Source organism: Mumia spirodelae (genome assembly GCF_050632745.1).
Taxonomy (GTDB): domain Bacteria; phylum Actinomycetota; class Actinomycetes; order Propionibacteriales; family Nocardioidaceae; genus Mumia.
In genome coordinates, this window is record NZ_JBODSD010000001.1 from 1818748 (window position 1) to 1839634 (window position 20887).

Sequence of the window (20887 nt, forward strand, 5' to 3'; positions counted from 1 at the left end):
CCGCTAGGATCGAGGACGGTCGCGAGCCGCGGCCCACAGGCAGCAAGCACAGCGCCGTCGTACAAGCACAGCGCCGTCGTACAGCGAGGGAAGGTGAGTGCCCGTGTCCGGCCACTCCAAGTGGGCGACCACCAAGCACAAGAAGGCGGTCATCGACGCCAAGCGCGGCAAGATGTTCGCCAAGCTGATCAAGAACATCGAGGTCGCCGCGCGCACCGGCGGTCCCGACCCCGCGGGCAACCCCACCCTCTACGACGCGATCCAGAAGGCCAAGAAGTCGTCGGTCCCCAACGACAACATCGACCGCGCGGTCAAGCGCGGGGGTGGTCTCGACGGTGCCGGGGTCGACTACACGACGATCATGTACGAGGGCTACGCCCCGGGCGGCGTGGCGCTCCTGGTCGAGTGCCTTACCGACAACAAGAACCGCGCCGCCATGGAGGTCCGCACGGCGATGAGCCGCAACGGCGGCAACATGGCCGACCCGGGCTCGGTGTCCTACATGTTCTCCCGCAAGGGTGTCGTGATCCTGCCGGCGGAGCAGGGCGAGCGGACGCTCACCGAGGACGACGTCCTCGAGGTCGTCCTCGACGCCGGCGCCGAGGAGGTCAACGATCTCGACGGCTCGTTCGAGGTGATCAGCGAGGCCGGCGACGTCGTCGCGGTCCGTACGGCGCTCCAGGACTCCGGGATCGACTACGACTCCGCGGAGTCGTCGTTCGTCCCGTCGATGACGGTCGAGGTCGACGCGGACGCCGCCGGCAAGGTGCTGCGCCTCATCGACGCGCTCGAGGACTGCGACGACGTCCAGAACGTCTTCGCCAACTTCGACGCCTCCGACGAGGTCATGGCGCAGGTCGGCTGACGGCGCCCACCGACCCCAGCCGACGCCCACCGAGCGACGCGGGAGCGCCCGACGAGGTCGCCGAGGCCCGTCGGCTCTCGGGTAGTCTCCCCGCCCAGCAGAACGGAGCAACCTGGTGAAGGTACGCGACGCCGACGGCGTCACCTGGCGTGTGCGGCGGCGGTGGCTGCCGTGGAGGATGCGCAGCAAGAGCCTGCTCGACTACGTGCCCAGCCCGGGCGGCGGGGGCTCCTACGTCCCCGACGACCCGATCCTGCTGACGCTCTGGCTCGTCTTCGTGCTGCCGGTGGTCGTCGTCGGCGGCGTGCTGTTCGTCCTCGTCGGACTCGAGCTGGCGATCCTGCTGCTGCTCCTGCCCGTCATCGTCCTCGCCCGTGCGCTGTTCGTCGGTTGGACGATCGTCGTCCGCCGCGGAGGCACCGTCGTCGGCACCGAGCGGGTGAAGGGGTGGCGGGCGTCGCGAGCCCGCATCCGGGCCGTCGCCGAGGAGATCCGGCAGCGTCCGGCGACCACGCTGGTCGACACCACCGGCGACCCCTACCAGCTCGGCCCCGACTGGCAGCAGGCCAAAGACCCTTCCGCCTGACGCTCCGCGGTGCCAGGATTCGCCGTATGGACATCCTGCGTGCAGGGGGCACGTTCTGGAGGATCTCGCGGCGCCGGCGGCCGCCGTACGACGATCTGGTGGTCCCGTGGATGCCGGCGCTCGTCGACGGAGCCGAGTCTCCGCCCGACCACCTCGGACACCGCCCGATCGTCGTCACCTGCGACGGCGTCGTGATGCACGTCGAGCCGGCGCCTGCCGGCCGCCGCGAGACGGAGCGCCGCATCAAGGAGCTGGCCGAAGGCCTGTACGCCCTTCCGTGGGCGGCGGGCACCGTGGACGACCCTCCGCGCTCGCCTCGCGACCCGCGTGTCTGGGGACGGGCGAGGAGCGAGTGGGAGGCGCTGGGACGCGGCCTCGGCCCGCTCGGAGGGGTGTGACCGGCCTTCTGATCCGGCAGCGGTCGCCCCTTCCGGTGTGACCCCGGGTCCTGCCAGGATGCGGTATGGACCTCGTCACGCCCGGTGGCAGCCGCTGGAGGGTCGCACGTCCGTGGCGGCGGACCCACTCCGACTCCGCCCCGTGGGCGCCCGAGCTCGCCGGCACGACTCCGAGCCCGACCGGCGATCTCGGTCGACGACCGATCGTCGTCTGGCGCGACAGCACGGTCATCCACGCAGAGCCCGCCCCGCACGGCCGCGAGGCGGTGGCGGAGCGGATCGAGGCGCTCGCCGCGGCGATCCGTGCCGCGGCGTTCTCCGACGAGCAGGGCCGCGACCACAGGCCGTACCAGCCGGAGCCAGGTCCTGGCACGACCGGTGGCTGGGGAGCACCCGGCCAGGGCGCCGGGGGCGCCCCGCTCGGTGGCGGCACTCCCTGAGACTTCGTCGGTTAGACCGGCGACCAGCTGGGTACAGGCCTGTCGCGAAGTTCCACCGATCTCGAGGAGATGACTGCGATGGGTCTGGACGACAAGCTCAAGAACACGGGCGAGGACCTCAAGGGCAAGGCCAAGGAGGCCGCCGGCAAGGCGCGGGGCGACGAGTCCCAGGAGGCCGAGGGCAAGGCCGACCAGAGCAAGTCCGACCTCAAGCAGGCCGGCGAGAACGTCAAGGACGCCTTCAAGAAGTAGTCCACCCCCGACGAGAGACCCCTCCGCGCCGCCCCCGCGGAGGGGTCTTCTCGTCCCCGGCGCGTCGTCCCGTCGATCGGTCGCCGCGCGGCTAGGGTGTCGAACATGTGTTCGCTGGCGGCCACGGACGAGGTGGCATGAGCACCGGCACCACCCGCGTCCTCGGGGTCGACCCCGGCCTGACCCGGTGCGGTGTCGGGGTCGTCGACGGCCGCGTCGGTCGTACGCTCCGCGCGGTCGCCGTCGACGTGATCCGGACGCCTGCAGGCGACGACGTCGCGCACCGGCTCCTCGCGATCGAGCAGGCGCTGACGGAGGCGATCGCGACCCACCGGCCGGACGTGGTCGCGGTCGAGCGCGTCTTCAGCCAGAACAACGTCTCCACCGTGATGGGCACGGCGCAGGCCAGCGGCGTCGCGATGGTCGTCGCCGCCCGGCACGGGCTGCCGGTCGTCCTCCACACTCCGAGCGAGGTCAAGGCTGCCGTCACCGGCAACGGCCGCGCCGACAAGGCGCAGGTCACGGCGATGGTGACCCGCATCCTCGGTCTCGAGAAGGCCCCGCGACCGGCGGACGCCGCCGACGCGCTCGCGCTCGCCATCTGCCACGTCTGGCGCGGGACGTCGGTGAGTCGGCTCGACGACGCCCTCGCCGCTGCCCGCCGACCGTCGGCCACGCTCCGTACGGCCGCCGAGCCGATCCGTTCCCGCATCCCGGGAGCCCCGCGGGTCCAGCCTGGGCTCCCCGGCCGGACGTCCTCTGCACGCCGATCTCCCGACACCCCATCCCCTGAAAGGAAGGCACGATGATTGCCTTCGTCCGCGGCACCGTCGCCTCCACCGCCCTGGACTCCGCCGTCCTCGACGTCGGCGGGGTGGGGATGCTCGTGCAGTGCACGCCCGGCACCCTGGCCGACCTCCGTCACGGCGAGCAGGCACAGGTGGCGACGAGCCTGGTCGTCCGCGAGGACTCGATGACCCTCTACGGCTTCGCCGACGAGGACGAGCGCGACACCTTCGAGCTCGCGCAGACCGCGAGCGGCGTGGGGCCGAAGGTCGCCCAGGCGATTATCGCCGTCCTCGGTCCCGAGGGGCTGCGCCGGGCCGTCGCCGACGAGAACCTCGTCGCGCTGACGAAGGTGCCCGGGATCGGCCGCAAGGGGGCGCAGCGGATCGTGCTCGAGCTCAAGGACCGGCTCGGCGCGGCCGCGCTCACCTCCCGCGCCCCGGAGGCTGCCCCGGCTGCCGCCGCGCCCGCCGACGCCGACTGGCGTCCCCAGGTGCACGGCGCGCTCGTCGGTCTCGGGTGGAGCGCCCGTGAGGCGGAGTCGGCCGTCGTCGCCGTGGTCCCGATCGCCGCCGAGCAGGCTGAGGGCAGGGGCTCCGTCGACGTGTCCGAGCTGCTGCGCGCGGCCCTGCGTACGCTCTCGAAGGCATGAGCGAGGGGAGCCGCGGGATGGAGGACCAGGACACCAGCCGGCTCGAGGCGGCCGAGCGCGCCGAGCTCGAGTCGCGACTGGTCGGGCCCGACCCGATCACCGACGAGCAGGCGTACGAGGCGGCGCTGCGGCCGCGCTCGCTGGACGAGCTCATCGGTCAGGAACGCGTGCGCGAGCAGCTCGCCCTGATGCTGACGGCGGCGCGCGCCCGCGGTCGTACCCCCGACCACGTCCTCCTCTCCGGGCCGCCCGGGCTCGGCAAGACGACCCTCGCGATGATCATCGCCGCCGAGCTCGGCACGTCGCTGCGCCTGACCAGCGGGCCCGCCATCCAGCACGCCGGCGACCTCGCGGCGATCCTGTCCGGCATCAACGAGGGCGACGTGCTCTTCGTCGACGAGATCCACCGGATGTCGCGGCCGGCCGAGGAGCTCCTCTACATGGCGATGGAGGACTTCCGGGTCGACGTCGTGATCGGCAAGGGGCCGGGCGCGACGGCCATCCCGCTGCAGATCCCGCAGTTCACGCTCGTCGGCGCGACCACGCGTGCCGGCCTGCTGCCGGGTCCGCTGCGCGACCGGTTCGGCTTCACCGCCCAGCTGGAGTACTACGAGCCAGGGGAGCTCCACCGGATCGTGGACCGGTCGGCTGCGCTGCTCGGCGTCCAGACCACGCCCAAGGGCGGCCTGGAGATCGCCTCGCGATCGCGGGGCACGCCGCGCATCGCCAACCGCCTGCTGCGGCGCGTCCGCGACTACGCCGAGGTGCGGGGGAGCGGAGTCGTGGACCTCGACATCGCGCACCGGGCGCTCGACCTGTACGAGGTCGACCGCATCGGGCTCGACCGGCTCGACCGCGCCGTCCTCGACGCGCTCTGCCGCAGCTTCAGCGGGGGGCCGGTGGGCGTGTCGACGCTCGCCGTCGCGGTGGGCGAGGAGCGGGAGACGGTCGAGGAGGTCGCCGAGCCGTTCCTCGTACGCCAGGGGTTCCTGGCGCGGACGCCCCGGGGCCGCGTCGCGACCGCAGCGGCGTGGACGCACCTCGGGCTGACGCCGCCGGCGCCGACGGCCGGCGATCCCACGCTGCCCCTGGACTGACGGGCGCCCGCTAGACTCTCCTCGCACCACGAAGCCCCCGACACCTACTGCCTGGAGCCACCCGTGAACGACATCGCAGCCCTGCTGCCGATCATCCTGCTCGTCGCCATCTTCTACCTCTTCATCATCCGACCGCAGGGCAAGCGTCGCCGCGAGTTCGTCGACATGCAGCAGAAGGTGACGGTCGGCTCGCGCGTGATGATCACCAGCGGCGTCTTCGGCACCGTGAAGGCGCTGGGCGACGAGACGATGACGCTCGAGATCGCCCCGGGCGTCGACATCGAGGTGCACCGCAACGTGGTCGCGAAGATCCTCGACGGCGCGGCCGACACCACCACCCCCGACGTCGTGGAGCAGCGCCCGGCCGAGGACGAGGACGGCAAGGCCTGATGCCTCTCGGCCTCGAGCAGGTGCTCGACACGCTGGTCCGGGACATCCCCGACTGGCCGGACGCGGGCGTCACGTTCCGTGACGTGACGCCCCTCCTGGCCGATCCCGAGGGCCTGCGGACCACGGTCGACGCCCTGGCCTCGCTGGGCCGTGAGCTCGCCGGGACCGACATCGACAAGGTCGTCGGGATCGAGGCGCGCGGCTTCATCTTCGGCACCCCGGTCGCCGTCGCCCTCGACGCCGGCTTCGTCCCCGCGCGCAAGGCGGGCAAGCTGCCCTCGGCGACGTACGCGGTCGACTACGAGCTCGAGTACGGCTCGGCCACCGTCGAGATCCACACCGACGCCATCGCGCCCGGCGACCGGGTCCTCGTCGTCGACGACGTGCTCGCGACCGGCGGCACCATGGCCGCGGTCGACGCGCTGATCACGCAGGCCGGTGCCAAGGCGGCGGCCAACGTCGTCGTCCTCGAGATCGGCGCGCTGGGCGGTCGGGCACGGCTCGACCCGGAGCGCTTCGGCGCGCTCCGGACGTACTGACGCCGCGCTCGAGCGCCGGGGGAGCCGCCCGGTACGATGCGTCGCGTGAGTCCTGAGAGCACCAAGCTGGTCGCCGTCGTCGTCGTGATCGCGCTCGTCCTGGCCGGCGCGGCCACCGCTGTCGGGGTCCTCTTCGGCTGATCCCCAGATCGCGCCCCGAAGCCCCACGGCCCTGGTCTTCGCCCCCTAGGATGGCGGCCTACGATGAAGGGGGAGGTGCACGTGGCAGATCGCGCTCGTACCGAGTCTGAGGCCCGCAAGGAGTCCGTCCCGACTCCCGCGCGGGTGCGCTCCCGCCTGGCCAGGCTCGGCGGAGGACGGTCGTCCTCGGACAACCCGGTCGTCCTCGACCCGCTGCTGCGCATCGTCCGCACCAACCACCCCAAGGCCGACACCGCCGCCATCGTCCGCGCCTACCGGATCGCGGCCAAGATGCACCGCGGCCAGAAGCGCAAGAGCGGCGACCCCTACATCACGCACCCGCTCGCGGTCTCGACGATCCTGGCCGAGCTCGGCATGACGTCGCCGACGATCGTGGCTGCCCTGCTCCACGACACCGTCGAGGACACGCCCTACACCCTCGACCAGCTGACCAAGGACTTCGGCGAGGAGGTCGCGCGGCTCGTCGACGGCGTGACCAAGCTCGACAAGGTCCGCTACGGCGAGAACGCCGAGGCCGAGACGATCCGCAAGATGATCGTCGCGATGAGCCGCGACATCCGGGTGCTCATCATCAAGCTCGCCGACCGTCTCCACAACATGCGCACCCTGCGCTACCTGCGCCAGGACAAGCAGGAGCGCAAGGCCCGCGAGACGATCGAGATCTACGCGCCGCTCGCGCACCGTCTCGGCATGAACACCATCAAGTGGGAGCTCGAGGACCTGTCGTTCGCGACGCTCCACCCGAAGGTGTACGACGAGATCGTGCGGCTGGTCGCCGACCGCGCCCCGTCGCGCGAGGACTTCATGTCGACCGTGATCAGCCAGGTCAACGACGACCTCAAGAGCGCCAAGATCAAGGCGACCGTGACCGGTCGGCCGAAGCACTACTACTCGATCTACCAGAAGATGATCGTCCGCGGTCGCGACTTCGCCGACATCTACGACCTGGTGGGCATCCGCGTGCTCGTCGAGTCGTTGTCGGAGTGCTACGCGGTCCTCGGTGTGGTCCACGCCCGCTGGAACCCTGTGCCCGGCCGGTTCAAGGACTACATCGCGATGCCGAAGTTCAACATGTACCAGTCGCTCCACACGACGGTCATCGGTCCGCAGGGCAAGGCGGTCGAGCTGCAGATCCGCACCAAGCAGATGCACCGACGCGCCGAGTACGGCGTCGCCGCCCACTGGAAGTACAAGGAGGACGGCGTCAAGGGCGCCCCCGGTGGTTCCGGCAAGTCCGGCGGCACCGACGACCTCGCCTGGCTGCGTCAGCTGCTGGAGTGGCAGCAGGAGAACGAGGAGTCGCAGGACTTCCTCGAGAGCCTCCGGTTCGACCTGTCCGACCAGGTCTACGTCTACACGCCGCGCGGCGACGTGATCGGCCTGCCCGCCGGGTCGACGCCGATCGACTTCGCCTACTCGGTCCACACCGAGGTCGGGCACACCACGATCGGGGCCCGGGTCAACGGCCGGCTGGTGTCGCTGGAGTCCAAGCTCGAGAACGGCGACGTCGTCGAGATCTTCACGTCCAAGGCGCCCGGGGCGGGGCCGAGCCGCGACTGGCTCGACTTCGTCAAGAGCCCCCGCGCACGCAACAAGATCAAGCAGTGGTTCACCAAGGAGCGGCGCGACGAGGCGGTCGAGCAGGGCAAGGACGCCCTCACGCGGCAGATGCGCAAGGAGGGCCTGCCGCTGCAGCGTCTCCTCAAGCACGACACGCTCGCCACCGTCGCCAAGGACCTCCACCTTGCAGATGTGACGTCGCTCTACGCGGCGCTGGGGGAGGGCCGCGTCGGTGCCCAGAACGTCGTCGAGCGCGTCCTCGCGCTGCTCGGCGGTGAGGAGGGTGCGAGCGAGGACCTCGCCGAGGCGGTGCTCGTCCCGGACGAGTCGACGCGGCGCCGCAGGGTACGCCGGGGCGACCCGGGGGTGCTCGTCAAGGGCATGGACGGGTCGTTCGCGATCAAGCTCGCGCGCTGCTGCACCCCGGTGCCGGGCGACGAGATCATCGGTTTCGTGACCCGGACCCAGGGGGTCTCGGTCCACCGGCGCTCGTGCACCAACGCCGAGAGCCTGCTCAAGGAGCAGGAGCGCCTGGTCGACGTCGAGTGGGCACCGAGCGCGTCGAGCATGTTCCTGGTCGCGATCCAGGTCGAGGCGCTCGACCGGGCGAGGCTGCTCTCGGACCTGACGCGGGTGCTGTCCGACCAGCACGTCAACATCCTGTCGGCGACGCTGTCGACCGGACGCGACCGCGTGGCGAAGTCGACGTTCACCTTCGAGATGGGCGACCCCGCGCACCTCGGTCACGTGCTCAAGGCCGTTCGCACGGTCGAGGGCGTGTTCGACGTCTACCGCGTCAACCAGTAGCCCCGCCGGGTCACCAGAGAGTGACCCGGTGACGCCAGGGAGTGACCCGTGGGGTCAGGTGAGGTCTTCGGCGGACTTCCGGGCCTGGTCGAGCCACGCCTGCCGCGCCTCGAGCGACTCCTGCAGCTCGCGCACCTTGCGGTCGTTGCCGGACGACTTCGCGGCCTCGAGCTGCGCCTCGATGTCGGCCACCGACTTCTCGAGCTTGCTCACGGTGTCGTCGACACGGGCGCGCGTCTCCGGGTTGGTACGGCGCCACTCGTCGTCGGCCGCCGCGGCGATCGCCTTCTCGACGGCGCGCAGGCGACCCTCGAGCTCCTTGATCTGGCCGCGCGGGACCTTGCCTGCCGCCTCCCAGCGGTCGGCGATGTCACGCCACGCCGCCCGGGCCGCGTCGAGGTCGTCGACCGGGACGAGCGCCTCGGCCTCGGTCAGGATCTGGAGCTTGACCTCCGCGTTGGCGGCGTACTCCTCGTCGAGACGCGCGTTGGCCTCGTCGCGCGCTCCGAAGAACGTGTCCTGAGCGCCGCGGAACCGCTTCCAGAGCCGGTCGTCGATGCCGCGCGGGGCGGGGCCGGCCGCCTTCCACTGCGCCATGAGGTCGCGGAACTTGCCCGCAGTCGGACCCCAGTCGGTGGAGTCGGCGAGCGCCTCCGCCTCGACGACGAGGCGCTCCTTGATCTGCTGCGCCTGGCCGCGACGCTCGTTCTGCTCCGCGAAGTGGGCCTTGCGTCGCCGCGTGTACGCCGTCCGCGCGGTGGAGAACCGGTGCCAGAGCTCGTCGTCGATGCTCTTGTCCAGGCGGGGGAGCGACTTCCACTGCTCGAGCATGTCGCGCAGTCGGTCGGCGCCGCGTCGCCAGTCCTCGCCGGCGGCGATCTCCTCGGCGGTGCGGGCGATCTCCTCCTTCTGCACCTGCGCCTCGGCGGCCCGCTCCGCGCGTGCCGCCTTGCGGCGCTCGCGCTGGGACTCGATGCGCGGACCGAGGGCGTCGAGGCGGTCCTTCAGCGAGTCGAGGTCGCCGACGGCGGCGGCGTTGTCGACCGCCTCGCGGACCTGGTCGACGGCGCGCTTGGCGTCCTCGGGCGACAGGCTGTCGGACGCGATCCGCTTCTCCAGCAGCTCGACCTCGACGGCGAGACCCTCGTACCGGCGCGAGAAGAGCGCCATCGCCTCCGCGGGGTCGCCGTCGGGCCACTGGCCCACCACGCGCTCGCCGTCGCGGGTGCGGACGTACACGGTGCCCTGGTCGTCGATGCGTCCCCATGCCTCAGCAGGGTTAGAGAGATTCTCGCTCACGTCTCCACCTTGTCGCTTGTGTCGCGCACAGTCTAGAAGGAGGAAGGCCTGTTGGCGCTCACGTCCGACGGTTGGGAGTCCGTGCCGCGTCCGGCGCCCGGCGCGGCCCCGAAGCGAGTCGCCGCCGTCGAAGGCGCTCGCGTACGCTGTTCCGTGTGCTGATCGCCGCTTTTCCCGCCGGCCCGCTGGCGGCAAACTGCTACTTCGTGGGTCGCGGACCCGGTGCGGAGTGCGTGATCGTCGACCCGGGGATGGACTCCCTGACCGGCATCCGCACGATCGTGACCGAGCAGAACCTGACGCCCGTCGCGGTCTTCGTGACCCACGGGCACTTCGACCACATGTGGCAGGCCGCCGACGTCGCCGCGGAGTACGACGTCCCCGTGTACGTCCACCCTGCCGACCGGCACCTCCTCGCCGACCCGATGGCAGCGATCTCCGGCGAGTCCGCCGCGATGCTGCGGACGCAGTTCGGTCTGGACGACGCGCCGGAGTTCCGTGAGCCCGCCGACGTGCGCGACGCGACCGACGGTGCCGTGATCGAGGTCGCCGGCCTGCGCTTCACCGTCGACCACGTGCCCGGCCACACCCCGGGCACCGTGGTCTACCGCGTCGACCACACCGGCGACGAGCCCGTCTCGCAGGTGGCCTTCACCGGTGACTTCCTGTTCGCCGGCTCCATCGGGCGCACCGACCTCGTCGGTGGCGACATGGAGCAGATGGCGGCGAGCCTGCGCCGGTTCATGGAGCTGCCCGACGACGTCGCGGTGCTCCCGGGTCACGGCGGCCAGAGCTCCGTCGGACGCGAGCGCGCGACCAACCCGTTCGTCCAGCAGTACGTCGGCTCCTCGGCTCCGTCCGGGGGAGGGGACGTCTGACGATGGCACGTCCCACGCCCCTCTCGGGGTTCCCCGAGTTGCTGCCCGCCGACCGCTTCGCCGAGCAGCACGTCCTCGACCACCTCCGTCGTACGTTCGAGCTGCACGGTTTCGCCTCCGTCGAGACCCGCGCCGTGGAGCCGATGGACCAGCTGCTGCGCAAGGGCGAGATCGACAAGGAGGTCTACGTCCTCCGGCGCCTGCAGGCCGCCGAGGGAGAGGGCGACGCCGGCGTCGGCCTGCACTTCGACCTGACGGTCCCGTTCGCGCGGTACGTCCTCGAGCACGCCGGCAAGCTCGAGTTCCCGTTCCGCCGCTACCAGATCCAGAAGGTGTGGCGGGGCGAGCGCCCGCAGGAGGGCCGCTTCCGCGAGTTCACCCAGGCCGACATCGACGTGGTCGCGAAGGACGAGCTGCCCTTCCACTTCGACGTCGAGATCGCGACCGTGATGGCCGAGGCGCTGTCCGGACTGCCGGTGCCGCCGCTGCGGATCCAGGTCAACAACCGCAAGCTGCTCGAGGGCTTCTACCGCGGCATCGGTGCCGCCGACCCTGCCGCCGTCATGCGGGTGATGGACAAGATCGACAAGCTGCCCGAGGACGGCATCCGCGAGCTTCTCGCCAAGGAGGACCTCGACGAGGCCCAGGCCGGCCAGTGCCTGGCGCTCGCCGCCATCCGTACTCCTGACGCGTCGTTCGTCGACCAGGTCCGCGCCCTGGGCGTCAGCGACCCGCTGCTCGACGAGGGCCTGGACGAGCTGGCCCAGCTCGTCGACGCGCTCGCGGCCGTGGACCTCGACGGCGTGACGGTGACCGCCGACCTGCGCATCGCACGCGGCCTCGACTACTACACCGGCACGGTCTTCGAGACCGAGCTCGAGGGCTTCGAGAGCCTCGGCTCGATCTGCTCCGGCGGCCGCTACGAGAAGCTCGCCGACGACGGCCGCAACGTCTACCCGGGCGTCGGCATCTCGCTCGGCGTCACGCGCCTGCTCGTGCCCCTGATCTCGCGCGGCCACCTGACGAGCTCGCGCGCCGTCCCGTCGGCGGTCCTCGTGGCGCTGGTCGACGAGGAGTCGCGCCCGGCGAGCAACGCGGTCGCGCAGCGCCTGCGCGCCAGGGGCATCCCCACCGAGGTCGCCGCCGCGCCGCAGAAGTTCGGCAAGCAGATCCGGTACGCGGAGCGGCGCGGCATCCCGTACGTCTGGTTCCCCGCGACAGAGGACGGCACCGACCAGGTGAAGGACATCCGCAGCGGAGACCAGGTCGACGCCGACCCCGACGCCTGGACCCCACCGGAGTCCGACCTCCGTCCCACCATGCTCACCCCCACCGACACCCGAGGAGCAACACCGTGATCCGCACCCACGAGGCAGGAAGCCTGCGCGCCGCCGATGCCGGCAGCACCGTCACGCTGGCCGGCTGGGTGGCCCGGCGTCGCGACCATGGGGGTGTGGCCTTCATCGACCTGCGTGACGGGTCGGGCGTGGCCCAGGTCGTGATCCGCGAGGAGGAGGTCGCGCGCCCGCTGCGCAGCGAGTTCTGCCTCAAGGTCGTCGGCACCGTCGAGCGCCGTCCGGAGGGCAACGAGAACCCGAACCTCCCGACGGGTGAGATCGAGGTCATCGCCGACACCGTGGAGATCCTGAGCGAGTCGGCCCCGTTGCCGTTCCCGGTCGAGGAGTTCCACACGAGCTCGGTCAGCGAGGAGGTGCGCCTGAAGTACCGGTACCTCGACCTGCGGCGTGCCGAGATGGCCAAGAACCTGCGTACGCGGGCCGCCGTCACGCGGATCATCCGCGAGGTGATGGCCGAGAACGGCTTCATGGAGTTCGAGACCCCGAACCTCACGGCGTCGACGCCGGAGGGTGCCCGCGACTTCCTCGTCCCGGCGCGGACGCGTCCCGGCACCTGGTACGCGCTGCCGCAGTCGCCGCAGCTGTTCAAGCAGCTGCTGATGGTGGCCGGCATGGAGCGCTACTACCAGATCGCACGCTGCTTCCGCGACGAGGACAGCCGCGCCGACCGGCAGCCGGAGTTCACCCAGCTCGACATCGAGATGAGCTTCCTCGAGGAGGAGGACGTCTACGCGCTCACCGAGAAGATCCTCGTCCGCATCTGGCGGGAGGTCCTCGGATACGAGGTCGCGCTCCCGATCCCGCGGATGTCGTTCCGCGAGGCGGTGGAGCGCTTCGGCATCGACCGTCCGGACATGCGGTTCGGCTGCGAGCTGGTGGACTTCACCGACTACTTCAAGGACACGCCGTTCCGGGTGTTCGCACCCAAGGGACGTCAGTGGCACGTCGGCGCGGTCGTGATGCCCGGTGGCGCCGACCAGCCCCGTCGCACGCTCGACGCCTGGCAGGAGTTCGCGAAGGCGCGCGGCGCCAAGGGTCTCGCGTACGTGCTGGTGCAGGAGGACGGCACGCTCGGCGGCCCTGTCGCCAAGAACCTGTCGGAGTCCGAGCGCGAGGGCCTGGTCGCGCACGCCGGTGCCAAGCCGGGCGACTGCATCTTCTTCGCGGCCGACCAGTACAACGACGCCAAGGCGCTGCTGGCCGCCGTGCGCGTGGAGATCGGCGAGCGCTGCGGGCTGATCGACCACGACCGGTGGGAGTTCCTCTGGGTCAACGACGCCCCGATGTTCGAGTACGTCGGTGAGGAGGGACACGACGCCTGGACGTCGATCCACCACCCGTTCACCGCTCCCGCGCCGGCGTTCGTCGACACCTTCGACACCGATCCGGACTCCGCGCTCAGCCAGGCGTACGACATCACGCTGAACGGCAACGAGCTGGGCGGCGGCTCGATCCGTATCCACCGCTCGGACGTGCAGGAGCGCGTCTTCGAGGTGCTGGGGCTGACCGAGGAGCAGGCGAAGGTCCAGTTCGGCTGGCTGCTCGAGGCGTTCCAGTACGGCCCGCCGCCGCACGGCGGCATCGCGCTCGGCATCGACCGCGTCGTGGCGCTGCTGACGGGTGCGGAGTCGATCCGCGACGTGATCGCCTTCCCGAAGACCGCCTCCGGCGCAGACCCGCTGACCGGTGCACCGACGCCGATCACGGCCGCGCAGCGAAAGGAGGCGGGCATCGACGCGCCCCCGCCGGGCACCGAGGCGTAGCAGGCCGGATCGTTACCGCGGCGTGGTCGCGCGCTGTCGGTGGCCTCGCCTACGCTCCTGTGAGCATGCCCTGACGCAGGGCAAGGACGGAGGGGACGGGTGGGACGCCGGCTCGGGCGCGTGCTCGCCCTCGTCTGCGCAGGTGTGGTGCTCGCTGCCTGCACCTCGCCTGGCGGCCCGGACGACCCGGCGAGCAGCACCACCCCCGACCACACCGCGGCCGGACGTGCCGGGAGCCTGAAGGACCCGGACGCCCAGGCGCCCGCGCCCGAGGTCCCGGGCGCGACACGCGGCGGGCTGCTCACGGTCCTGAGCTCGACCGTGCCCAACTCCCTGGACCCGGCCCGGTCGTCGTTCGTCGACACGCGCGGCATCCTGTCCGGGCTCGTCACCCGCTCGCTGACGCAGTTCCGTCGTGATCCCGTCACGGGCGGCATGGAGCTGGTTCCGGACCTGGCGACCGACCTGGGGGTCCCGAACGACGACGGCACGCGCTGGACGTTCACGATCCGCTCGGGCGTCCGGTTCGAGGACGGCACACCGGTGACCGCGGAGGACGTCGCGTACGGCATCAAGCGGGCGTTCGCCTCGGACGTGCTCCCGGGCGCCCCCGCGTACCTGCGCACGTTCTTCCTCGACGGCGACCTCTACCAAGGCCCGTACGCGTCCACGGCCGCGCTGCGGTCGCGTCCGGGACACCAGCCCGGCTGGTACGCCGGCGACGACTTCCGCGGCATCGAGGTGCGGGGGCAGACCATCATCTTCCGGCTGCGGCGTCCGTTCGCCGACATGCCCTACCTGGCCTCGTTCCCGCAGTTCGCGCCTGTTCCGCGGGCCGCCGACGCCGACCCGACGGCGTACGGCAACCGTCCTGTGGCGACCGGCCCCTACCAGGTCGAGTCGTTCCGCGACGGCACCACGCTCGTGCTCGCGCGCAACACCCGCTGGGACCCGGCGACCGACCCGGGACGCCACCAGTACGCCGACGGCTGGACGTTCCTGTGGGGTCAGGACCCCGACCGCATCGACGGCCTGCTGCTCGACGACGCGGGCGACGCGAAGTACGCCTTGTCGTACGACTCGCTCGGCCCTGACACGGTGGACGAGATGGCGCAGGATGCCACGTCGCGGATGACGATGGCGGCGACGCCCTGCACGTACCTGTGGTATCTCGACACCCGCAAGATCTCCGACGTGCGGGTCCGCCGTGCGCTCGGGTGGGCCTATCCGTACGAGGCGGCGTGGAAGGCCGGACGCGAGATCATCGGCACCACCCGCGTGCCCGGGACGACGATCCTGCCCCCGGGGACCACCGGCCGGCGCACGTACGACCCGCTGGGCAACGGGGGTCGACGCACGGACGCCGCGATGGCGCGCCGGCTCCTGAAGGAGGCGGGGGCGACCGGATTCCCGATCCGCTGGTACTACGCGAGCGACGTGCCCGAGAAGGTCGCGGTCAAGGACGCGGTGGTGACCGGTCTGCGCAGCGCGGGCTTCGAGCCGCAGCCGATCGCGACCACGGCGAAGCAGATCCGCGCCATGCAGTTCGACCCGGACGGCCCGCACGACGTGGTCGACTCCGGCTGGTGCTCGGACTGGCCGACCGGGTCGTCCTGGTTCCCGGCGCAGTGGGCGGCCGACTCGGTCGACGACCCGGCCCGCCCCAACCCGTCGATGCTCGACGAGCCCCGGGTGCAGCGCGAGATCGACCGGATCCTCGACACGCTGACCGGAGGCCCTGCCGCCAAGGCATGGGGAGCGCTCGACGAGCGGATCGGCAAGCGCTACTACCCGGCGGTGGTGCTCGGCCACGGGGGAGTGGTGCTGGCGCACGGAAGCCGGGTCGGCGGCATGGCCGTCAACGAGATGCTGGGCATGCCGATCTTCGCCGACATGTACGTCGACCAAGGCACCTGAGGCGCCGCGTAGGCTGGTCCGGTGGAGACCGACGGCCCTTACCCCGACGGCCTGTTCGACGTCCCCGAGGTCGCCCCTGCGCCGTCGGGCGGCGGCAGCCTGAGCGACGCCCAGCACCGCGCCGCACCGCTCGCGGTCCGGATGCGTCCGCGCACGCTCGACGAGCTGGTCGGGCAGGAGTCGCTCCTCGGCCCGGGCTCGCCGCTGCGGCGCATGATCCACGGCGACCAGTCGATGTCGCTGATCCTCTGGGGCCCGCCCGGTACGGGCAAGACGACGCTGGCGTCGCTGGTGAGCCAGCAGACCAACCGGCGTTTCGTCGAGGTGTCCGCGGTGTCGGCCGGCGTCAAGGAGGTCCGTGAGACCCTCGGCGCCGCGCGCCGCCAGCTCGCGCAGGGTGGCCGGGAGACGGTCCTGTTCGTCGACGAGGTCCACCGCTTCTCCAAGGCCCAGCAGGACGCCCTGCTGCCCGGCGTCGAGAACCGCTGGGTGTCGCTCATCGCCGCGACGACGGAGAACCCGCACTTCTCGGTGATCTCGCCGCTGCTCTCGCGGTCGCTGCTGCTGACCCTCGAGCCGCTCACCGACGGCGACGTCGCGACGCTCGTCGAGCGGGCCGTCCACGACGAGCGCGGGCTGGGTGACGGCGTGGTGCTCGAGGACGAGGCCCGCGACCACATCGTCCGGCTCGCCGGAGGCGACGCGCGGCGGGCGCTCACCTATCTCGAGGCGGCCGCCGGTGCCGCGCAGGCCCAGGAGCGCGACCGCATCACGGTGGAGGACGCCGCGAGCGCGGTCGACCGCGCGGCTGTGCGCTACGACCGGCAGGGTGACCAGCACTACGACGTGACCAGCGCCCTCATCAAGTCGATCCGGGGGTCCGACGTCGACGCGTCGCTGCACTACCTGGCGCGGATGGTGGAGGCGGGCGAGGATCCCCGGTTCATCGCACGGCGCCTGATGATCCTGGCGAGCGAGGACATCGGACTCGCGGACCCGACCGCGCTCCAGACCGCTGTCGCGGGGGCGCAGGCGGTCCAGATGATCGGGTTCCCTGAGGCGGCGTTGACGTTGTCGCAGGTCGTGATCACCCTCGCGCTCGCCCCGAAGTCGAACGCGGCCTACAAGGCGATCGCGGCCGCCAGCGCCGACGTACGCGCCGGCAAGGCGGGTGCCGTACCCCCCGCGCTCCGCGACGCCCACTACGCCGGGGCCAAGAAGCTGGGGCACGGCCACGACTACAAGTACGCCCACGACGACCCGCGGGGTGTGTCGGCCCAGCAGTACGCCCCGGACGAGATCGACGGGCAGGACTACTACCGGCCGAGCGGCCGCGGACAGGAGGCGGCGTACGCCGAGCGGGTCGCGCGACTGCGCGAGATCCTGCGCGATCCCGCCGCACGCTCCGGTGACTGACCTGCCGTCCCTCGGTAGGGTCGCCTCATGCCGAACGAGACGTGGATAACCGTTCTCGCGTGCGGCGTCGCGCTCGTCGCGCTGGTCGCCGCGCTGCTGGCCGTGCGTGCGCTCGTGCGGCTGCGGGCCGAGGTCAGGCGCCTGGCCGCCGGTCTCGGTGGTGAGGGGGGTCTCGATACGCCCTCGCCCAGCGGCTCGGACTACTCGACCAACGGTGGTGGGGGCGGCTCGGGCTACTCGACCAGCGGTGGTGGGGGCGGCTCGGGCTACTCGACCAGCAGTGGTGGGGGCGGCTCGGGCTACTCGACCAACGGTGGTGGGGGCTCCTCGACCAGCGGTGGTGGGGGCTCCTCGACCCTCGCGGAGGCTGAGGTCGTCTACGCCCCGACCCCGCTCGAGCACGCCGACGGGCGGACCCGGCAGGTGCTCCCGAGCGGGCGGGCGGTCGTGACGCAGGAGGGGACCGTCATCGTGCTTCCTTCGGAGGAGCAGGTGGTGGCGGCTACCATGGGACGTCCGCTGGTCCGCGGCGCCGTGCTGAGCCACGGACTGATGTACGCGCTGCGGCCCGAGAGCCGGGACCGGATCCGAGGGATCGTCCGTCGCGAGTTCCGCCGCCGGCGCAAGATCCGGCGGCGCGCGGCGCGGACGGCCGCTCGTTCGGCCCCGGTCTCCCACGACGCAGCGACGTCGTGGATCGGTGGCGGGACCACGACACCTACGCAGGAGGACGCACGATGAAGGGCCGCGTGCTGTGGTTCGTCGCGGGCACCACCGCCGGCGTGTACGGGACCTTCAAGGCCCGCCGCCTCGCGTACCGGTTCACCCCGACGGGGCTCGCCGACCAGGTCGCCGCCTGGCAGCTCGGCGCCCGGGCGTTCGCCGACGAGGTCCGCACCGGCATGGCCGAGCGCGAGACCGAGATCGCCGCCCAGCTGGGGCTGCCCGCCCTGCCGGAGCCGCGGCGAGCTAGCCTCGACGCCGCCCGGCCCCCGCTGCCGCACACCCCCCTCCCGCTCTCCCCGTACGACGAGTAAGGACAGCAACCCTCCATGGACACAGCCGAGATCCGCCGCCGGTTCCTCGATCACTTCGAGAAGAACGGGCACACGGTGGTGCCGTCGGCATCGCTGATCCTCGACGATCCCAACCTGCTGTTCGTCAACGCCGGCATGGTCCAGTTCAAGCCGTACTTCCTCGGCCAGGAGACCCCGGCGTACAAGCGGGCCACCAGCGTCCAGAAGTGCGTCCGCACGCAGGACATCGAGGAGGTCGGCAAGACCACCCGCCACGGCACGTTCTTCCAGATGAACGGCAACTTCTCGTTCGGCGACTACTTCAAGGAAGGCGCCATCGAGCTGGCCTGGAAGCTCGTGACGGGCTCCGTCGACGACGGCGGCCTCGGCTTCGACCCCGACAAGGTCTGGGTCACGGTGCTGCCGACCGACGCCGAGGCACGCAACGCCTGGAAGCAGATCGCGGGACTGCCTGACGAGCGCATCCAGGACCGCGGGCTGGAGGACAACTACTGGCACATGGGCGTCCCGGGTCCCGGCGGCCCGTGCTCGGAGATCTACATCGACCGCGGGCCCGAGTACGGCCCTGACGGCGGCCCGGTGGTCGACGAGGACCGCTTCCTCGAGATCTGGAACCTCGTGTTCATGCAGGAGGAGCTGAGCCAGGTCCGCAGCAAGGCCGACTTCGACGTCGTCGGCCCGCTGCCGAACAAGAACATCGACACCGGCATGGGCCTCGAGCGCGTCGCGTACCTGCTGCAGGGCAAGCAGAACATGTACGAGATCGACCAGGTCTTCCCGGTGATCGAGCGCGCCTCGGCGCTGTCGGGCCGTCGGTACGGCGCCGACGTCGCGGACGACGTGCGCTTCCGCGTGATCGCCGACCACGTCCGCAGCGGCCTCATGCTCATCGGCGACGGCGTCACGCCGGGCAACGAGGGGCGCGGCTACGTGCTGCGCCGCCTGCTGCGCCGCGCGGTCCGGTCGATGCGGCTGCTCGGCTACGACGACCCGGCGCTGCCCGAGCTGCTCCCGGTGAGCCGCGACGAGATGTCCCGGTCGTACCCGGAGATCGCCTCGGACTTCGCGCGCATCTCGCAGGTCGCGTACGCGGAGGAGGAGACGTTCCGCCAGACGCTGGCGAAGGGGACGCAGATCTTCGACCTCGCCGCGGACAGCGCCAAGCAGGAGGGCGCCACGACGCTGACGGGCGACAAGGCGTTCCAGCTGCACGACACGTACGGGTTCCCGATCGACCTCACGCTCGAGATGGCCGCGGAGCAGGGCCTGGCCGTCGACGAGGCGGGCTTCCGCGCGCTGATGTCCGAGCAGCGGGCGCGGGCGAAGGCGGACGCGAAGTCCAAGAAGGGCCGCCACGCCGACACGACGATCTACCGCGACGCGCTGGACACGTACGGACCGACCGAGTGGCTCGCCTACGAGACGCTGAGCACCGAGTCGTCGGTCCGCTCGCTGATCCAGGAGGCGGGGCGCACCCCGGCGGTGGGGGAGTCGCAGGTCGCGGAGGTCGTCCTCGACCGCACCCCGTTCTACGCCGAGTCCGGCGGCCAGAACGCGGACGCCGGTGTCCTCGTGTGGGACGGCGGCCGCGCGGAGGTCCTGGACGTCCAGCGCCCGGTGCGCGGCCTCGTCGTGCACCAGGTCCGCGTCCTCGAGGGCGAGCTGACCGAGGGTACGGCGCTGCAGGCCGACGTCGATCCGCAGTGGCGCGTCGGTGCGTGCCAGGCGCACTCCGGCACCCACGTCGTGCACGCGGCGCTGCGCGAGGTGCTCGGCCCGACGGCGCTGCAGAGCGGCTCGTACAACCGTCCCGGCTACCTCCGCCTCGACTTCGGCTGGAACAGCCCGCTGTCGCCGGAGCAGCTCCGCGACGTCGAGCAGGCGGCCAACGTCGCGCTGCGCGAGGACCTTCCCGTCAGCGCCTCGGTGATGTCGCTGGCGCGTGCCAAGGAGATCGGCGCGCTCGCCCTCTTCGGAGAGACGTACGGCGAGGACGTCCGGGTGATCGAGATCGGCGGTCCCTGGTCGCGCGAGCTGTGCGGTGGCACCCACGTCGCGCGCTCGTCGCAGATCGGGACGGTCGTGCTGACGTCCGACTCGTCGGTCGGTGCGGGCAACCGCCGCGTGGAGGCCGTCGTCGGTCTCGAGGGCTTCTCGTACCTGGCGCGCGAGCGCGACCTGGTCGCACAGCTCGGCGACCTCCTCAAGGTCCAGCACGCCGACGTCCCCGGCCGAGTTGCCGACCTGGTCGGGCGCCTCCGCGCGGTCGAGAAGGAGGTCGAGAAGCTCCGCTCGGCGCAGCTGCTCTCGTCCGTCTCCGACCTCGCGGCCGGTGCCGCGGACGTCGACGGGGTGGCGTACGTCGGCCACGTCGCCGACGGCCTCGCCGCGAAGGACGTCCGGACTCTCGCGCTCGACGTGCGCGGACGGCTCGACGCTGCGCGCCCGTCGGTGGTCGCGATGATCGGGACCGCCGACGGCAAGGCAGCGTGCGTCGTCGCCGTCAACGACGCCGGGCGTGCGGCGGGTCTCGCCGCGGGCGACCTCATCAAGCCGGCGATGGACGCGCTCGGCGGTCGCGGGGGCGGCAAGGCCGACGTGGCCCAGGGCGGTGGCAACGACGTGAGCGCGGCTCCGGCGGCGCTCGACGCAGTCCGCCGTGCCATCCAGGACGCGGTCTGACGT

At 71.7% G+C, this 20887-nt stretch carries 20 protein-coding genes; 19 read left to right on the forward strand and 1 reads right to left on the reverse strand.

Annotation, left to right across the window (positions count from 1 at the left end; genetic code table 11):
* Positions 1–103 precede the first annotated feature (103 nt).
* The 11 genes from ACQSSQ_RS08865 to ACQSSQ_RS08915 all read left to right on the forward strand — a co-directional run bounded on the left by ACQSSQ_RS08865 (position 104) and on the right by ACQSSQ_RS08915 (position 8534).
* The gene (locus ACQSSQ_RS08865) at positions 104–865 is read left to right on the forward strand and encodes a YebC/PmpR family DNA-binding transcriptional regulator (protein ID WP_431326666.1); all 762 of its coding nucleotides are present in this window, start codon (positions 104–106) and stop codon (positions 863–865) included.
* Positions 866–980: 115 nt separating this feature from the next.
* A complete protein-coding gene (locus ACQSSQ_RS08870; protein ID WP_431326667.1) occupies positions 981–1451 on the forward strand; it encodes a hypothetical protein in 471 nt (156 codons plus the stop codon).
* Between the two features lie 26 nt (positions 1452–1477).
* Positions 1478–1849, forward strand: coding sequence for a hypothetical protein (locus ACQSSQ_RS08875; protein ID WP_431326668.1), 372 nt, complete (start codon positions 1478–1480; stop codon positions 1847–1849).
* 65 nt (positions 1850–1914) lie between these two features.
* Positions 1915–2289 (forward strand): hypothetical protein, encoded by a 375-nt coding sequence (locus tag ACQSSQ_RS08880; protein ID WP_431326669.1) that lies wholly within the window; start codon positions 1915–1917, stop codon positions 2287–2289.
* Positions 2290–2367: 78 nt separating this feature from the next.
* The gene (locus ACQSSQ_RS08885) at positions 2368–2541 is read left to right on the forward strand and encodes a CsbD family protein (RefSeq protein ID WP_431326670.1); all 174 of its coding nucleotides are present in this window, start codon (positions 2368–2370) and stop codon (positions 2539–2541) included.
* 137 nt (positions 2542–2678) lie between these two features.
* Entirely contained in the window at positions 2679–3350 is a 672-nt protein-coding gene (gene ruvC / locus ACQSSQ_RS08890; protein ID WP_431326671.1) for a crossover junction endodeoxyribonuclease RuvC, read from the forward strand.
* A complete protein-coding gene (ruvA, locus tag ACQSSQ_RS08895) occupies positions 3347–3979 on the forward strand; it encodes a Holliday junction branch migration protein RuvA (RefSeq protein WP_431326672.1) in 633 nt (210 codons plus the stop codon). Before ruvC ends, ruvA begins: the two co-directional genes overlap by 4 nt.
* Positions 3976–5076, forward strand: a complete 1101-nt coding sequence (gene ruvB, locus ACQSSQ_RS08900) for a Holliday junction branch migration DNA helicase RuvB (protein WP_431326673.1) — start codon at positions 3976–3978, stop codon at positions 5074–5076. Before ruvA ends, ruvB begins: the two co-directional genes overlap by 4 nt.
* A 63-nt stretch (positions 5077–5139) precedes the next feature.
* Complete coding sequence (gene yajC, locus ACQSSQ_RS08905) at positions 5140–5466, forward strand: preprotein translocase subunit YajC (RefSeq protein WP_431326674.1); 327 nt, start codon at positions 5140–5142, stop codon at positions 5464–5466.
* A complete protein-coding gene (locus ACQSSQ_RS08910; protein WP_431326675.1) occupies positions 5466–6005 on the forward strand; it encodes an adenine phosphoribosyltransferase in 540 nt (179 codons plus the stop codon). Before yajC ends, ACQSSQ_RS08910 begins: the two co-directional genes overlap by 1 nt.
* A gap of 222 nt (positions 6006–6227) precedes the next feature.
* On the forward strand, positions 6228–8534 hold the full coding sequence (locus ACQSSQ_RS08915) for a RelA/SpoT family protein (RefSeq protein ID WP_431326676.1): 2307 nt from the start codon (positions 6228–6230) through the stop codon (positions 8532–8534).
* A gap of 54 nt (positions 8535–8588) precedes the next feature.
* On the opposite strand, the gene ACQSSQ_RS08920 is transcribed toward ACQSSQ_RS08915, so the two are convergent.
* Positions 8589–9833: a DUF349 domain-containing protein gene (locus ACQSSQ_RS08920; protein WP_431326677.1), complete on the reverse strand. Its 1245-nt coding sequence runs from the start codon at positions 9831–9833 to the stop codon at positions 8589–8591.
* 155 nt (positions 9834–9988) lie between these two features.
* Between ACQSSQ_RS08920 and ACQSSQ_RS08925 the strand changes: the two genes are divergently transcribed.
* The 8 genes from ACQSSQ_RS08925 to alaS all read left to right on the forward strand — a co-directional run bounded on the left by ACQSSQ_RS08925 (position 9989) and on the right by alaS (position 20884).
* A complete protein-coding gene (locus ACQSSQ_RS08925) occupies positions 9989–10711 on the forward strand; it encodes an MBL fold metallo-hydrolase (RefSeq protein ID WP_431326678.1) in 723 nt (240 codons plus the stop codon).
* A gap of 2 nt (positions 10712–10713) precedes the next feature.
* The gene (hisS, locus tag ACQSSQ_RS08930) at positions 10714–12069 is read left to right on the forward strand and encodes a histidine--tRNA ligase (protein ID WP_431326679.1); all 1356 of its coding nucleotides are present in this window, start codon (positions 10714–10716) and stop codon (positions 12067–12069) included.
* Positions 12066–13832, forward strand: coding sequence for an aspartate--tRNA ligase (aspS, locus tag ACQSSQ_RS08935; RefSeq protein WP_431326680.1), 1767 nt, complete (start codon positions 12066–12068; stop codon positions 13830–13832). Before hisS ends, aspS begins: the two co-directional genes overlap by 4 nt.
* A 99-nt stretch (positions 13833–13931) precedes the next feature.
* Positions 13932–15749, forward strand: coding sequence for an ABC transporter substrate-binding protein (locus tag ACQSSQ_RS08940; protein ID WP_431326681.1), 1818 nt, complete (start codon positions 13932–13934; stop codon positions 15747–15749).
* Positions 15750–15770: 21 nt separating this feature from the next.
* A complete protein-coding gene (locus ACQSSQ_RS08945) occupies positions 15771–17165 on the forward strand; it encodes a replication-associated recombination protein A (protein WP_431326682.1) in 1395 nt (464 codons plus the stop codon).
* A gap of 27 nt (positions 17166–17192) precedes the next feature.
* Positions 17193–17906 carry a hypothetical protein gene (locus ACQSSQ_RS08950; protein WP_431326683.1) on the forward strand — a complete coding sequence of 238 codons (714 nt, stop codon included), beginning with the start codon at positions 17193–17195 and terminating at the stop codon, positions 17904–17906.
* A complete protein-coding gene (locus ACQSSQ_RS08955) occupies positions 17903–18202 on the forward strand; it encodes a DUF6167 family protein (RefSeq protein ID WP_431326684.1) in 300 nt (99 codons plus the stop codon). Before ACQSSQ_RS08950 ends, ACQSSQ_RS08955 begins: the two co-directional genes overlap by 4 nt.
* 15 nt (positions 18203–18217) lie before the next feature.
* The gene (gene alaS / locus ACQSSQ_RS08960) at positions 18218–20884 is read left to right on the forward strand and encodes an alanine--tRNA ligase (RefSeq protein ID WP_431326685.1); all 2667 of its coding nucleotides are present in this window, start codon (positions 18218–18220) and stop codon (positions 20882–20884) included.
* Positions 20885–20887: the final 3 nt, after the last annotated feature.